Raw genomic sequence first — 13,186 nt, 5'->3', positions numbered from 1 at the left:
ATGGGGCACACGCCGAACAGCCTCCGGGATGAAGCCTCTGCAGCCACCCGGGAGGAACGGGACAGCCTGGGAACGGTGCCGGTGGCGGCTGACCGGTACTGGGGAGCCCAGACCGAGCGGGCCCGGGGCAACTTCGCCATCGGCGACAGCCGGATGCCGCTGCCGATCATTCATGCCATCGCCACGATCAAGAAGGCGGCGGCTCTGTCCAACTGCCGTCTGGGCGTTCTGGACCGGGAGCGGTGCAACTGGATCGTGGCCGCCGCCGATGAGGTGATCGCCGGGAGGCTCGATGATCACTTTCCCCTGAGCGTCTGGCAGAGCGGCAGCGGCACCCAGACGAACATGAACCTCAATGAGGTCATCGCCAACCGGGCCTGCGAGCTGGCCGGCGGTGAGAGAGGCACCAAGGTTCCGGTCCATCCCAACGACCATGTGAACCGCTCGCAGTCGACCAATGACGTGTTTCCGGCCGCCATTCACCTGGCCGTGGAACCGCTGCTCCGATGTGAGCTGCTGGCTGAACTGGAACGGCTGATCAGCACGATGGAGCGGAAGGCCGCCAGCTGGGCCCAGGTCGTGAAGATCGGCCGCACGCACCTGATGGATGCGGTGCCCCTCACCTGCGGTCAGGAGGTGGGCGGCTGGGCGGCCCAGCTGCGGGCCGCATCCGCCCGACTACAGGTGAATCTGGATGAGCTGCATCAGCTGCCCCTGGGCGGCACGGCCGTGGGAACAGCACTCGGCACGCCTCCCGGCTATTCCGATGCGGTCTGCAGCCTGCTGCGGGATTGGACCGGCCAGCCCTGGCGCCAGGCGGACAACCTCTTCGCCGTGATGGGCAGTCACGACGGGCTGGTGGACCTGATGGACCGGGTGCGGATGCTGGCGATCGCCCTGCACAAGCAGGTGAACGACATCCGGCTGCTGGGATGCGGGCCGAGGGCCGGCTACGGCGAGCTGGCGCTGCCGGCGAACGAGCCCGGCAGCTCGATCATGCCCGGCAAGGTGAATCCCACCCAGTGCGAGGCCGTGGCGATGGCCACCGTGCAGGTGATGGGCGATGCCGGCGCCATGGCCATGGCGGGCGCCGGTGGCCACCTGCAGATGAATGTCTACAAGCCGCTGCTGGGCCTGACCCTCATCCGCAGCATCACCCTGATGCGCGACTGCTGCCGCTCCCTGCGGGACAACCTGCTGGAGCACCTGGAGCTCAACCGCGAGCGGGTCGCGGAACTGCGGGACCGCTCCCTGATGCTGGTGACGGCCCTGGTGCCGGAGATCGGCTACGACGCCGCCTCACGGGTGGCCCTGCATGCCCACGAGCAGCAGCTCTCGCTGCGGGAGGCCGCTCTGGCACTGGAGGCCATCAGTCCGGACCGCTTTGATGCGGTGGTGGATCCGATGCGGATGGCCCATCCGCATCAGTCGGCGGAGTGAGCGCCGCGCCAGCGGGGGGTGTGCCGGGAGGCACCCGTTCGGTGGCGGGATTGGCGGCGGCTGCCTCCGCGGCCGCGGCGGCGAGGATGTCCTCTGATTCACAGACGGGGAAGCGGTTGATGGCCCGCAGCGCCGCGCGGGCGCCCCGACGCAGCTGCTCGCTCACGGCTTCGCAGTAGGGAACCTGGGTCAGCAGATCGACGGTGCGGCGCAGCAGGCGCACCACATCGCCCTCATCGAGGGAGGTGTTGGCGATCAGGTCATTCCAGGAGCAGCCGCGGGCCCAGGCCTCGACCAGTCCCATCAGCTCCGGTTCCCACCAGGCGGGCATCACCACCTGGGCCCGTTCCTGGGCCCGGAGCAGCTCGCGACGCAGGCCGGCGATGTCCTGAAGGGCTTCCTCGGCGGCGGGAGGGGGAGGGAAGCCGCTCCAGAGGTCGGGGCGACTCACCTCGGTGCTGATGGCCTCCAGCACCGCGGCCAGCTCGGGGGGCTCGAGGGCATCCAGATGGCCGCTCATCAGAGCGAGGCCCAGCCAGAGCTCGTTGTCGCCCCGGAGGGCCGCCACGCTGCGACCGATCTCCGTGGGTTCGAGATCATCCAGGCAGCCGAACTGCTGCAGGATTCCGATCAGGGCCAGGAAGGTCTCCCAGTGGCGGTTGGCACGGTGGTGCAGCAGCTTCTGGCGCTCGCCGATCTCCAGCTCCAGCTCCTCCATGCGGCGACGGTGCTTCTTGAGCTGCTTGCGGTCGCCCCAGCGATGGGCCGGATGGAGCGTCAGCTCCTCCTCGAGCTCCGCCACCAGCCGGGCCTGGGCCTGCACCTCGCCGGCGAGGTCGTACTGGGGCGTGCTCATGTCATGGCGGGAGGCCATGTGCCCCACCGCCAGGGCCAGCCCCGCACTGGCTCCGTCTCCATGCCGGAGCTCGCCGGAGCGTCGCAGATCCGGCGGATCGAGGTCGCGCACCTGCAGGCAGCTGAGTTCGGCATGGAGGCAGACCACCGCCTGGCAGGGCAGCAGCAGCCAGAGGTTGTCGTCGGTCAGACAGAGCAGCAGCGGGAACTGACCGGGCCCGTCGCGCTTGGCCACCAGCACGGCCGGTGTGACCCGTCCCCGCAGCTGGGGGGACTTGAGGCTGATCAGGGTGCCCTCGCTGGCGAACTGCAGCGCCAGGGTCAGCTCATTGGCCAGGGTCTCCTCCGCCTGCTGCTGGAGGATGCGGAGCAGGCGCCGTTCCTCCCGCAGCCGGCCGCGCTGTTTCTCGTAGGTCTCGAACACCTCCCAGGGAACGTCCCCGGCCGTGTCCTGCAGGCTGTCCAGCTGGCTGCGGAGCTCGTCGAGCAGCGCTTCTTCCTCCACCAGGTCGAGGCTGGCGAGATAGCGGCCGAAGCTGCACTCCACCAGCTCGCGGGCCCGCGCCAGCTCGTAGCGCTGCAGCAGGTTGAGCACCATCCCGTAACTGGGGGTGAACTGGCTCACCAGGGGGTCCGGTGGGCTGATGGCCAGCTGCCCGGCTTCCCGAACCCCCTCGAAACGACTCTGGACGGTGACCACGTAGCCGCGCGTGTCGAGCCCCCGGCGGCCGGCCCGGCCCGCCATCTGCAGGAACTCGCTGCTCATCAGCGGGCGGTGGCCGCGCTCGGTGCGTTTGGAGAGGGCCGAGATCACCGTGGTGCGGGCGGGCATGTTGATGCCGGCCGCCAGGGTCTCGGTGGCGAAGACCACCTTGACCAGACCCTGCTGGAACAGGTCTTCGATCAGCTCCTTCCAGGCCGGCAGCACGCCGGCATGGTGGGAGGCGATGCCGCGCAGGAGCGCATCGGCATGCTGGCGGTCGCGCACGGCCTCGGGGTTGGCGGCGCTGTAGGCGGCCAGCCGCTCCTCGAGCAGGGCCCGCTCCCGGGGATCCAGCAGGCAGAGAGGACCGAGATCCCGCACCGCCCTGTCACAGCCGCGCCGGCTGAAGATGAAATAGATCGCCGGCAGCATGGCGCGCTGGGCCATCTGGTCGACCACGAAGGCGATCGGCGGCGGTTCGGGCTGGGGCGGCCTGGGGCTGCGCCCCTTGCGCCGGGCTCCCTTCGGCGGTCTCCAGACCTTGCAGTGGGGATGGAGGCCGGTGCGGGCCTCGTTGAGCAGCGGGTGCAGCCCCTTGGCACTGCAGAAGCTGAACTCCAGCGGCACCGGCCGGTGATCGCTGAGCACGAGCGTGGTGGGTCCATGGACCCGTTCGATCCAGTCGGTCAGCTGGCCGGCATTGGCCACCGTGGCCGAGAGGGCCACCAGCTGCACCGGAGACGGGCAGTGGATGATCGATTCCTCCCAGACCGTGCCGCGCTGGCTGTCGTTCATGTAGTGGCACTCATCGAGCACCACTGTTTCCACATCGGCCAGCGGGTCATCGTGCTCATCCGCCTCGGCGTAGAGCATGTTGCGGAAGATCTCCGTGGTCATCACCACGATCCGGGCCTCCCGGTTGAGGCTGAGATCGCCGGTCATCAGGCCCACGCGGTCGGAACCGAACTGGGCGCGGAAATCCCTGAGCTTCTGGTTGGAGAGGGCCTTGAGGGGGGTTGTGTAGAAGACCTTGCGGCCATGGGCCAGGGCCCTGTGAATGGCGTACTCACCGACCAGGGTCTTGCCGGAACCGGTGGGGGCGCTCACCACCACGGAATGGCCCTGGTTCAGGGCATCGATCGCCTCCAGCTGGAAGCCGTCCAGAGGAAACGGAAACAGGTTCTGCAGCGGCGGCACGTCCATCCGGCTCCCGGGGCTGAGGGCGGGAGACCCGCTGCTGGCATCGGGCGGTGGGCCCATGAGCGCGGCGCGCGTTCGAGCACTGTATGGCCGCTCTTCCCGCGTCCGCCTCTCAGACTGGGAACCAGCCCGCCTGCCGTCCCGCCCCGTGGTCCCTCCCAGCCGGGATCCCGCCATCCGGGATCTGGCCCAACAGCTCACAGCGCTCCCCACCGACGGACGTCGCGTGCTGCGCTGCCTGCAGCCGTCGGCGGAGAGCGGCTGTCTGGAGTCCCCCACGGAGCCGGGGCGACTGGTGGACCTGGCCAGCAACGACTACCTCGGTCTCAGCCGCCACCCGCAGGTGCTCGCCGCAGCCGCCCGGGCGATGCGGGAGGAGGGACTGGGCGCGGCGGCCTCCCCTCTTGTGACTGGCCGTCGGCCCAGCCACAGGGTGCTGGAGGAGGAGCTGGCGCGGTGGCTCGGCCGCGAGCGCGCGCTGCTCTTCCCCAGTGGGTTTCAGGCGAACCTGGCCGCGGTGGTGGCCCTCACCGGCCGTCGCGGCGTCGTCCTGGCCGATCGGCTGAGCCATCATTCGCTTCTGGCAGGTGTGCGCTGCAGCGGCGCCCGCCTGCAACGCTTCGCCCACAACGATCTGGCCGATCTGGAGCGGCGCCTCACGGCCTGCGAGGCGTCGCACCGGACCGGGGCTCCACCGCCGCTGGTGATCAGCGAGAGTTGCTTCAGCATGGAGGGAAGCAGTCCGGACGTGGCCGCCCTGGCCGGGCTCTGCGCCCGCCACGGAGCCCGGTTGCTGGTGGATGAAGCCCACGCGCTCGGGGTGCTCGGCGAGGGCGGACGCGGCCTCTGCCACCGGCTCAACGATCCGGTGACCCTGATCACCGGGACCTTCGGCAAGGCCTTCGGCAGCGGCGGAGCCTTTCTCGCCGGCGACGCCGTGATGGGCGACTGGCTGCTGCAGACCAGCGGGGCCTACCGCTACAGCACCGCCCTGGCGCCACCCCTGGCCGCCGCCGCGCTGGCGGCGCTTCAGCTGATCGAGACCCATCCCGGATGGGTGCGGGAGCTGGCGGCAGCGGCAGACATCTGGCGGCAACGGCTGACGGCAGCGGGTTGGCCCCCGCTGCCGGGCCGCGGCCCGATCCTGCCCCTGATCGTGGGCAGCGACGCCGCCGCGCTCACGCTGCAGCAGGAGCTGGAGCGGGCCGGCGTGCTCTGCATCGCGATTCGCCCACCCACCGTGCCGCCGGGCAGCGCCCGCATCCGACTCGTGGTGCGGCGGCAGAATCCCGCTGCGGCCCTCGAGACCGTGCTGACCGTGCTCGACGACGTGGGAGGCAGGCTGAAGGCAGTCCCCCACGCCCCATGAGCATCCCCGGCAGGCTCCGCATCATCGCCATGCACGGCTGGAGCGGCGATGCCGCCGGCTGGGCCCCCTGGGCCGAAGCGGCGCGGCAACGCGGCTGGAGCTGGTCCAGCGGCGAACGCGGGTATGGCGGGGGTGCCCCCTCGATGCCGTCCTGGCAGGACTCCGGCGGCGAGGCCGCTGGCGGGACACGCACCCTGGTGGCCCATTCCCTCGGCTGGCACCTCGTGCCGCGAAGCCTGCTGGAGAGCAGCGAGCAGGTGGTTCTGCTGGCCAGCTTCGGGCGCTTCGTCCCCGAGGGCCGCGAGGGTCGCTCGCTGCGCCAGGCGCTGGAGGGCATGGAGACCTGCCTGGCGCAGGGTGAGGGTGAGGGTGAGGCGATGCTGCAGCGCTTTCTGGCCGAAGCTGCCGCACCGCAGGAGGCCTCCCTCATGCCGCCCGGCCCGGCGGATCGACCGCTGACGGAGGAGGGCCGACGACGCCTGCTGGCCGACCTCGGGCTGCTGCGCGACTGCGAGGGAGTGCCGGCGGGGCTGCCGGTCGGTGCCCGCATCCTCGTGCTGGAAGCGGGCGAGGACCGCATCGTGCCGCCCGCCTCCCGGCAGGCCCTGCTTGCCGAGCTGACCGCAGCCGGGCACCGGCCCGAACGCCGATGCCTGGAGGGGGTGGGCCATGCCCTGCTCAGCCCGCTGCTGCTCCCGACGGTGCTGGCGTGGCTGGAGCAGACAGCGTGAGCGGCTGATGGGAGGACATCTGCGCGCCGTGCAGGGTCACCCGGACTTCCAGAGACGGATGGACTGCTGCTTCTCGGAAGCGGCGGGCCGCTATGAGCGGGAGGCCCGCCTGCAGCAGGCGGTGGCCCGACGACTGGCGCGGCTCTGCGGGCCCCTGCCGGTCCCGGCCGGACCGCAGCTCGATCTGGGTGCCGGAAGCGGTTTCCTCGCCAGGGCCCTGAAGGAGCGGCGGCCCGAACTCGATCCCGTCCTGCTGGACCGGAATCCCAGCTGGGGTGGTGCGGCCGATCCCCGCCGCCGTCTCTGGGATCTGGAGCGGGGGCTGCCCGGCGACCTCCGCCCCGCAGCCCTTCTCGCCTCCAGCTTCACCCTGCACTGGCTGGAAGCCCCGGCACGGACCCTGCAGCTGTGGCGTCGCTCCCTGCGGCCGGGGGGGCTGCTGCTGCTGGCTGTCCCGGTCGCCGGCAGCCTGCAGCAGTGGCATCGGGCCGCTGCCCTCGCGGACGTCCCCTGCACGGCCCTCGACCTGCCGGACGCCACGGGCCTGCTGCGAGCCAGCGACGGGCTGCGGATCCACCGGACCGCAACGGTGGTCTACACCCAGCGGGCCGACCACCCCGGAGCGCTGTTGCGGCAGTTCCGCCGGCAGGGCACCCAGGCCAGCCGTCAGGCCTCCCTCAGCGCAGGCCAGTGGCGGCGTCTGCTTCGCTTCTGGCCGGTGGAGCAGGGGCCTGCCGCCCTCAGCTGGCGCCTCCTGCTGCTGGTGGCACAGGCTGGGGAGCAGCATGGCGGTTGAGAGCGCAGCGATGGTCAGCAGCACGACAGAGCATCCAGGGCCGCCGGCAACGTCGGGGCTGGTGGTGTGCGGGACGGACACCGATGTGGGCAAGACGCTGGTCAGCGCCCTGCTGGTTCAGGGCCTTGGCGCCCAGTACTGGAAACCGGTGCAGTGCGGCCTGGAGGGCGGCGGAGACCGGGACAGGGTTCAGCAGCTTCTGCAGCTGCCGGACGAGCGGTTCCTGCCGGAGGCCTACCGGTTCGAGCAGCCCGTGTCACCCCACTGGGCGGCCGAGCGCAGCGGGGTGACGGTCCGCACGGAGCAGCTGGAGATCCCGTCCCATCCGGGCCTGCTGGTGGTGGAGACAGCCGGGGGCGTGATGGTGCCCCTGCGGCGGGACTGGCTTCAGGTCGACCAGCTGGCGCGCTGGCGCTGGCCCGTGCTGCTGGTGGCGCGCAGCGGGCTCGGCACCCTCAACCACACCCTTCTGACCCTGGAGGCCCTGCGCAGGCGAGGGATCGTCGTGCTTGGTCTGCTGCTCAACGGTCTCCCTCACGAGGACAATCCGCGCACCCTGGAGGCGATGGGCCAGGTCCCGCTGCTGGGGACGCTGCCGCCTCTGCCGTCGCTGCACCGGTCGGCACTGGAGGAACAATGGCAGCAGCTCAACCTGGCCTCCAGGCTCCTTCCATGGCTGCGCGCAACGTCCTGATCACCGCGGCGCTGATCGCGTTGTGCGGGGGGATCCTGGTGCTGTTCACCGATGTGGAGGTCGGCCTGGTGCGCTGGGTCAACTGCGGCCCCCTCTCCACCCCCGGTGAACGTGACAGCAACGTCTGCCGCTAGGGCCGGTACCAGGCGGAGCGCAGCATGATGCGGCCGGCGGGAAGGCCGAGGTGGGCGAGGCCCTGGGGCCACGGGCAGGAGCGCACGGTGCGGGCCACGTAGCGGGTGGCCTGGTCGACGGACCAGCCCTGCTGCAGCCTCTGGTGCACGAACTCGACCTGCTGGGGCGACCATCCGGCCGACTCCAGAGAGAGCTTCAGGTTCGTCCAGGAGCCATCGAGGAACGTCTCCCGCAGGGGGTGGAGCCTCAGGCGGAGCGGGCGCTTATCGAAGGGCTCGACGTGACGCTTGGATAGTGATGAGCGGCGCCGGGACTGCATCGCACCCAACCGTGACACCTTCACTATGCCAAGACCCGCCCTGCCGACCACGACGGATCACGGAGCGCCGACTCCGGGGCGCTGGCACCCCCATCTCTGGCATCCCTTCACCCAGGAGGCCACGTCTCCTCCGCCCCCCCTGGTGCTGGCCGGCGAGGGTGCCGAACTGGTGCTGGAGGGCGGGGAGCGGCTGATCGACGCCATCAGCAGCTGGTGGGTCACGCTGCACGGCCACGCCGAGGCCTCGATCGCCGCCGCCGTGGCGGACCAGGCCCACCGCCTGGAGCAGGTGATCTTCGCCAACTTCCGCCATCCCCAGGCGGAACGCCTCGGCGAGCGACTGGCGGCCCTCAGCGGTCTGGAGCGGTTGTTCTTCTCCGACAACGGCTCCACCGCCGTGGAGGTGGCCCTGAAGACCGCCTGGCAGTGGTGGCGCAACCGGGACAGTGACCGCCGCCAGTTGATCGCCTTCGACGGCGCGTATCACGGCGACACCTTCGGTGCGATGGCACTCGGGGCCCGCTCCCTGTTCAGCGCGCCGTTCGAGCCCCTGCTGTTCGAGGTGGCCCGCTGCCCCTGGCCCGCCACCTGGTGGGACGACGGCGACTGCAACGAGAAGGAGCAGCAGGCTCTGGCCCGGCTCGACGCGCTGCTGGAGGTGCCCACCGCCGCGGTGATCCTCGAGCCCCTGCTCCAGGGGGCCGGGGGCATGCGGATGGTGCGGCCCGCCTTTCTGCGCGGCGTCCAGGAGCGGGTGAGCGCGGCCGGTGCGCTCCTGATCGCCGATGAGGTGCTCACCGGTTTCGGGCGCTGCGGCCACGTGTTCGCCAGCCTCGGTGCGGGCCTGAAGCCGGATCTGATGGCGCTCTCCAAGGGTCTCACCGGCGGATTCCTGCCGATGGGAGTGACCCTGGCCAGCGAACGGATCTACCAGGGCTTCCGGGGCGAGGACCCGCGACTGACCCTGTTTCATGGCCACAGCTTCACCGCCAACCCCCTCGGCTGCGCCGCGGCCAACGCCAGCCTCGATCTGCTCGAACAGGCGCCGGAGCGCTTCGCCGGCTTCGAGGAGCGTCACCGGCCCCACCTGCAGCGGCTGGCCCGGCATCCCGCCGTGCGACGGCCGAGGCTGGTGGGCACGGTGGCGGCCTTCGATCTCCCCGTGGACGACCCCGGCTACCTGAACCCGCGGGGCCGGGCCATTCAGGCCGAGCTGCGGCGGCGGGGCGTGTTCGTGCGTCCCCTGGGAGAAGTGATCTATCTTCTGCCGCCGCTGTGCATCAGCGACGCTCAGCTGCAGCACTGCTACGAGGCTCTGGAAGCCGCGCTGCCGCAGTGACGATCAGGGCCCGGCCTGAATCGCGGCCTCCACATCCGCGCGGGACAGGCCATAGGGGAACAGCCGCTGGTTGCGCTGTTCCCCCTGCCGCCACTCAACCCGCAGATCCTCAACGTCAAGTTCGATCGTGGCTCGCCAGCGCTCCCGCTGCAGGCCCCACAGACAGGGATTACCGGGATCTCTCCGGGCTCCGAGGCGCTCGAGCCACTGCTCCAGGGCCGGCAGGGAGTGGTGGTACAGCGGCGTGCTGCTGGACGGAAGATCAGGCATGGGAGCGGGCCAGGGTCGGCGCGGCAGGAACGACGTCGGCACTCCGATCGGCGGACGCGGCGGAAACCGGCTGAGCCGGAGCTGCGGAACCCCAGCTGGGCGTGGTCACCAGCTGAACCCCACGGGCCCAGGCCAGGCCCAGGCCGATGACCAGGCTGAACAGGAGCGCGACGGCCAGCAGCAGCAGCGCGAACCACTCGCCACCCGACAGATCGCGGCGGCTGGAGGCGACCGTCACCACGCGACGCTGAACCGGAACGGGCTGCGAGAGGCGCCTGAGGGCCTCGTCGTAGGCCTGCCGGCGTTCCGGATCGAGCAGCGTGGCGTACGCCCGCTGCAGCAACTGGAAGCGTGCGGAGGCCTCGGCCGCCGGCAGCGAGGTGGTGTCGGGGTGGTAGCGCTTGCTGAGCGTCCGGAAGGCCTGGCGCAGCTCACCGGCACCGGCCTCGGGGCTCACATTGAGTAGCTGGTAGTAGCTCAACGGGGGCGCCCGGGCGGCCATGATCGATCCTAGGAAGGCTTCCATCTGGGTCTGTGCCGGTTCGCTCCGAGGAGATCAACGGCGATGCGGAGCAGCTCGGCCACCTCATCGGCTGGACGCCCGGCAGCGACCAGATGGAGCAGCTGCGCATGCTGCAGAACCTGCTGCTGCAGTGGAATCAGCGGCTCAACCTCACCCGCCTGGTGGAGGGAGACGACTACTGGATCGCCCAGGTGGTCGACAGCCTCTGGCCCCTCCTCCCCTGGATCGAGCGGGGCGGAGAGCTCGAGGCGATCGATGTGGGCACCGGCTGCGGATTCCCCGGACTGGCCCTGGCCATCGCCCTGCCGGGGGCCCGGGTGTGCCTGGTGGATTCCGTCGGGCGCAAGCTCGAGGCCGTGCAGGCCATGGCCGCCGCGCTCGGACTGGCGGGGCGGGTGCGCTGCCGCCACGAGCGGATCGAGCTCACCGGACGGGATCGGAGCTGCCGGGGCCGATTCGATCTGGCCCTGGCGCGGGCGGTGGCACCCGGCCCCGTCGTGGCCGAGTACCTGATGCCGCTGCTTGCGCCGAGCGGGCGGGCCGTGCTCTACCGGGGCCACTGGAGTGAGGAGGATCAGCAGGGCCTCAGCCGGGCGCTGCGGCCGTTGAAGGGAACCCAGCTGCACCTGGAGCAGCGCCGGCTGCCGGCGGACCGGGGCCTGAGAACCGCGATCGTGCTCGCGCCGGACGGACCCTGTCCGCAGGCCTATCCCAGGGCGGTGGGTGTGGCCGGCAAGCATCCCCTCGGGACGGTCCCCGCTGCCGGCGGCTGAGGCCAGCGCAGCCGCTCAGTCGCCTCCGAGCCGGCGGGAGCCTGCATCGCCGAAGTGGGCCTTCAGCTCCCGCAGCACGGTGGGGATGCGGTGCTGCAGGGGACTGGCCTGCAGCACCGCCAGCAGATCCGCCTCACTCACCCCCTCATCCAGCGCATTGGCATTGGCCCCTGGGAACCAGTGCCCCCCATTGCCGAGCAAGCCGTAGCGGGCGCGCACATAGCTCTCCAGATCCCAGGAGCGCCAGAGGTCATAGAGCCAGAGCAGCACCGGAAGATTGATCTGCCCCGGCGTGGAGGACCAGTCCGGCAGGCCAAGGCGCCAGTGGCTCAGCCAGCTCCGGCCCATGCGCTCGGCCCGTTCGCCCTGGAGCCGGCGCTGAATCGGCGGCAGCAGATCGCCCGCCTCGGGCAGGCGTCGCACCGCTTCGAGGTGGAGATCCAGATCCTCCGGGCGGGCGGCACCGACGCTGATCGTGTGCACCCCGGGTGCCGAGAGGCAGAAGAGGTCGTTGAACACGATCGGATGCAGCGGCCGGCAGAGCTCGAGCAACCGCTGGGATGGGCTGTGGAGATGGCCGCCCTTGTCGGTGGGGCTGATGATGAACACCCCCATGTCGCGGCGCATCGCGGCATCGATCGCCGCCCGGTTGGACTGGTTGATGTAGTACCAGTGCAGGTTCACGTAGGCGAAGGCACCGCTCTCGATCGCCGCGATGATCAGCGCTGTCGGAGCGTGGGTCGAGAATCCGATGTGCCCGATCCGCCCCTCGCGCTGCCAGCGCCGGGCCACCGCGACACAGCCATCGGCTCCGAGGCACCACTCCAGATGGTCCGGCTGGTTGATGCCATGCAGCGACAGCAGATCGACCCGCCGCACTCCCAGACGCTCGAAGCTGGTCCGCAGGCGTGATTCGAAGCCCGCGGCATCGGCTTCCGGCGGCACCTTGGTCTGGAGGATCCGATCGGGATCGGGATGCTCCGGCAGCAGCCAACCGAGCTGACGCTCGGAGCTGCCGTAGAAGCGGGCGGTCTCGATGTGATGGAGCCCGTGCTCACCGGCCCGGTGCAGCAAGGCGTCGAGATTGCGCTGACTGGCGTCCGTGATGTCGGAGGGGGCCACGTCCTGCCAGCTCTGCTGGAAGCGCATGCCTCCGAGCGAGAGGACAGGCATGGCGAGCCCCGTGGCCCCGAAGCGCCGGCTGGGCACCGTGCCCATGACTCAGCCGCCGCGAGGCAGGACCCGCTTGTGGCGGGAGGGGGACGGGAAGCCGAGAGGCTGAATCTCCATGGCGTCGAGCTGGTCGCGCAGATCGGAGAGATCCTCGAAGGGAACCCAGTGAATGCAATCGACGGGGCAGGTGTCGATGGCCTCCTGGATGCGTTCGGTGCTGTCGCCGTCCTGACGGATCACCCGGCTGCGTCCGTAGGTCTCCTCCACCAGGAAGGTGTTGAAGGCCACATGGGCGCAGTAGCGGCAGCCGATGCAGACCGACTCATCGACCCACACGGCACGCTCCCGCAGTGCACCACCGAGGACGGGGTCCAGGCCGCTGGGTGTGTCCCGCGGCGTGGGATCGACGTCGAAGGCGACGCAGGGATCAGGCATCCCAGCGGCTCACCACCAGCTCAATGGAACCATCGACGCCCTGCTGCTGCTCGCTGACCACGAAGCCCTCCTCGGTCGAAGCCTGAAGGATGGTGCGCAGGGCATAGCGCTGGGTCAGCTGGGCGAGAAAGCGCTCGATCGGGACGGGCTGCTTCCAGAGGGCCAGATCGGCCACCAGCTCGTAGGCGCCGGTCTGGGCGTTGAAGCGGAAGCCGATGTCGGGACCATCAGCAAGCGGAACCGCCACATCGGCCTCCACGGACTGGCCCTGATAGCCGCTGACGAGACTCGGGCCTTCGGTGGGGGCATGACCCAGGTCCCGGAGGGCCTCCAGGAGCGGCAGCCGGTGACGCAGTTCGGTCTTGACCGTGCTGAAGTGAGACATGAGAAGCGGCGGTGGTGAGAGGCGCGGGAGGAGGGAACCGTTGGCG

At 70.6% G+C, this 13,186-nt stretch carries 15 protein-coding genes; 8 read left to right on the top strand and 7 right to left on the bottom strand.

The genetic code is table 11. The features are described from left to right. Complete coding sequence (locus EVJ50_RS13575; protein WP_150884559.1) at nucleotides 1–1,440, top strand: lyase family protein; 1,440 nt, start codon at nucleotides 1–3, stop codon at nucleotides 1,438–1,440. On the opposite strand, the gene EVJ50_RS13570 is transcribed toward EVJ50_RS13575, so the two are convergent. After that, entirely contained in the window at nucleotides 1,370–4,201 is a 2,832-nt protein-coding gene (locus EVJ50_RS13570) for an RNA helicase (RefSeq protein ID WP_150885067.1), read from the bottom strand. The two genes, EVJ50_RS13575 and EVJ50_RS13570, sit on opposite strands and share 71 nt — an antisense overlap. 145 nt (nucleotides 4,202–4,346) lie before the next feature. Between EVJ50_RS13570 and EVJ50_RS13565 the strand changes: the two genes are divergently transcribed. Genes EVJ50_RS13565 through EVJ50_RS14750 form a run of 5 tightly spaced genes read left to right on the top strand, consistent with a single transcriptional unit; the run spans nucleotide 4,347 to nucleotide 7,922 of the window. Then, the gene (locus tag EVJ50_RS13565; protein ID WP_225322960.1) at nucleotides 4,347–5,567 is read left to right on the top strand and encodes an 8-amino-7-oxononanoate synthase; all 1,221 of its coding nucleotides are present in this window, start codon (nucleotides 4,347–4,349) and stop codon (nucleotides 5,565–5,567) included. Then, nucleotides 5,564–6,298 carry an alpha/beta hydrolase gene (locus EVJ50_RS13560; protein ID WP_150884557.1) on the top strand — a complete coding sequence of 245 codons (735 nt, stop codon included), beginning with the start codon at nucleotides 5,564–5,566 and terminating at the stop codon, nucleotides 6,296–6,298. The genes EVJ50_RS13565 and EVJ50_RS13560 overlap by 4 nt, the downstream gene beginning before the upstream one ends. Nucleotides 6,299–6,305: 7 nt before the next feature. Next, complete coding sequence (locus EVJ50_RS13555; RefSeq protein WP_191964791.1) at nucleotides 6,306–7,094, top strand: methyltransferase domain-containing protein; 789 nt, start codon at nucleotides 6,306–6,308, stop codon at nucleotides 7,092–7,094. A 10-nt stretch (nucleotides 7,095–7,104) separates the two neighbouring features. Next, complete coding sequence (gene bioD, locus EVJ50_RS13550; protein WP_150885065.1) at nucleotides 7,105–7,788, top strand: dethiobiotin synthase; 684 nt, start codon at nucleotides 7,105–7,107, stop codon at nucleotides 7,786–7,788. Next, nucleotides 7,767–7,922: a hypothetical protein gene (locus EVJ50_RS14750; RefSeq protein ID WP_191964790.1), complete on the top strand. Its 156-nt coding sequence runs from the start codon at nucleotides 7,767–7,769 to the stop codon at nucleotides 7,920–7,922. Before bioD ends, EVJ50_RS14750 begins: the two co-directional genes overlap by 22 nt. Here the strand turns inward: EVJ50_RS14750 and EVJ50_RS13545 are convergent. Then, the gene (locus tag EVJ50_RS13545) at nucleotides 7,919–8,242 is read right to left on the bottom strand and encodes a hypothetical protein (protein ID WP_150884555.1); all 324 of its coding nucleotides are present in this window, start codon (nucleotides 8,240–8,242) and stop codon (nucleotides 7,919–7,921) included. The genes EVJ50_RS14750 and EVJ50_RS13545 overlap by 4 nt on opposite strands. Before the next feature lie 25 nt (nucleotides 8,243–8,267). Here EVJ50_RS13545 and bioA point away from each other — a divergent pair, with 25 nt between their 5' ends. Then, nucleotides 8,268–9,581, top strand: coding sequence for an adenosylmethionine--8-amino-7-oxononanoate transaminase (gene bioA, locus EVJ50_RS13540; protein WP_150884554.1), 1,314 nt, complete (start codon nucleotides 8,268–8,270; stop codon nucleotides 9,579–9,581). Between the two features lie 3 nt (nucleotides 9,582–9,584). Here bioA and EVJ50_RS13535 read toward each other — a convergent pair whose 3' ends face one another. Together EVJ50_RS13535 and EVJ50_RS13530 are read right to left on the bottom strand one after the other, a co-directional pair. Then, a complete protein-coding gene (locus EVJ50_RS13535) occupies nucleotides 9,585–9,851 on the bottom strand; it encodes a DUF3143 domain-containing protein (RefSeq protein WP_150884553.1) in 267 nt (88 codons plus the stop codon). Next, nucleotides 9,844–10,377: a J domain-containing protein gene (locus EVJ50_RS13530; protein WP_225322959.1), complete on the bottom strand. Its 534-nt coding sequence runs from the start codon at nucleotides 10,375–10,377 to the stop codon at nucleotides 9,844–9,846. The genes EVJ50_RS13535 and EVJ50_RS13530 overlap by 8 nt, the downstream gene beginning before the upstream one ends. A gap of 89 nt (nucleotides 10,378–10,466) precedes the next feature. Here EVJ50_RS13530 and EVJ50_RS13525 point away from each other — a divergent pair, with 89 nt between their 5' ends. Further along, a complete protein-coding gene (locus tag EVJ50_RS13525; protein ID WP_150885061.1) occupies nucleotides 10,467–11,147 on the top strand; it encodes a 16S rRNA (guanine(527)-N(7))-methyltransferase RsmG in 681 nt (226 codons plus the stop codon). Nucleotides 11,148–11,162: 15 nt separating this feature from the next. Here EVJ50_RS13525 and EVJ50_RS13520 read toward each other — a convergent pair whose 3' ends face one another. From EVJ50_RS13520 to EVJ50_RS13510, 3 genes are read right to left on the bottom strand one after another with little or no spacing between them, the layout of a single operon-like run. Then, the gene (locus EVJ50_RS13520; RefSeq protein WP_150884552.1) at nucleotides 11,163–12,365 is read right to left on the bottom strand and encodes an aldo/keto reductase; all 1,203 of its coding nucleotides are present in this window, start codon (nucleotides 12,363–12,365) and stop codon (nucleotides 11,163–11,165) included. Nucleotides 12,366–12,368: 3 nt separating this feature from the next. Next, on the bottom strand, nucleotides 12,369–12,755 hold the full coding sequence (locus EVJ50_RS13515; protein WP_150884551.1) for a ferredoxin: 387 nt from the start codon (nucleotides 12,753–12,755) through the stop codon (nucleotides 12,369–12,371). Next, entirely contained in the window at nucleotides 12,748–13,140 is a 393-nt protein-coding gene (locus EVJ50_RS13510; RefSeq protein WP_150884550.1) for a DUF1257 domain-containing protein, read from the bottom strand. The genes EVJ50_RS13515 and EVJ50_RS13510 overlap by 8 nt, the downstream gene beginning before the upstream one ends. Nucleotides 13,141–13,186: the final 46 nt, after the last annotated feature.

Source organism: Synechococcus sp. RSCCF101 (assembly GCF_008807075.1).
Classification (GTDB): Bacteria; Cyanobacteriota; Cyanobacteriia; order PCC-6307; family Cyanobiaceae; genus RSCCF101.
Note: the sequence above shows the minus strand (reverse complement) of the source record. Positions and strands in the feature narration are given on the sequence as shown.

Bases quoted from the DNA above. Each gene is read 5' to 3' on its own strand.
- EVJ50_RS13575 (WP_150884559.1), top strand. From the start codon at position 1: ATGGGGCACACGCCGAACAGCCTCCGGGATGAAGCCTCTGCAGCCACC.
- EVJ50_RS13570 (WP_150885067.1), bottom strand. From the start codon at position 4,201: ATGGACGTGCCGCCGCTGCAGAACCTGTTTCCGTTTCCTCTGGACGGC.
- EVJ50_RS13560 (WP_150884557.1), top strand. From the start codon at position 5,564: ATGAGCATCCCCGGCAGGCTCCGCATCATCGCCATGCACGGCTGGAGC.
- EVJ50_RS13555 (WP_191964791.1), top strand. From the start codon at position 6,306: ATGGGAGGACATCTGCGCGCCGTGCAGGGTCACCCGGACTTCCAGAGA.
- bioD (WP_150885065.1), top strand. From the start codon at position 7,105: ATGGTCAGCAGCACGACAGAGCATCCAGGGCCGCCGGCAACGTCGGGG.
- EVJ50_RS14750 (WP_191964790.1), top strand. From the start codon at position 7,767: ATGGCTGCGCGCAACGTCCTGATCACCGCGGCGCTGATCGCGTTGTGC.
- EVJ50_RS13545 (WP_150884555.1), bottom strand. From the start codon at position 8,242: ATGCAGTCCCGGCGCCGCTCATCACTATCCAAGCGTCACGTCGAGCCC.
- bioA (WP_150884554.1), top strand. From the start codon at position 8,268: ATGCCAAGACCCGCCCTGCCGACCACGACGGATCACGGAGCGCCGACT.
- EVJ50_RS13535 (WP_150884553.1), bottom strand. From the start codon at position 9,851: ATGCCTGATCTTCCGTCCAGCAGCACGCCGCTGTACCACCACTCCCTG.
- EVJ50_RS13530 (WP_225322959.1), bottom strand. From the start codon at position 10,377: ATGGAAGCCTTCCTAGGATCGATCATGGCCGCCCGGGCGCCCCCGTTG.
- EVJ50_RS13525 (WP_150885061.1), top strand. From the start codon at position 10,467: ATGGAGCAGCTGCGCATGCTGCAGAACCTGCTGCTGCAGTGGAATCAG.
- EVJ50_RS13520 (WP_150884552.1), bottom strand. From the start codon at position 12,365: ATGGGCACGGTGCCCAGCCGGCGCTTCGGGGCCACGGGGCTCGCCATG.
- EVJ50_RS13515 (WP_150884551.1), bottom strand. From the start codon at position 12,755: ATGCCTGATCCCTGCGTCGCCTTCGACGTCGATCCCACGCCGCGGGAC.
- EVJ50_RS13510 (WP_150884550.1), bottom strand. From the start codon at position 13,140: ATGTCTCACTTCAGCACGGTCAAGACCGAACTGCGTCACCGGCTGCCG.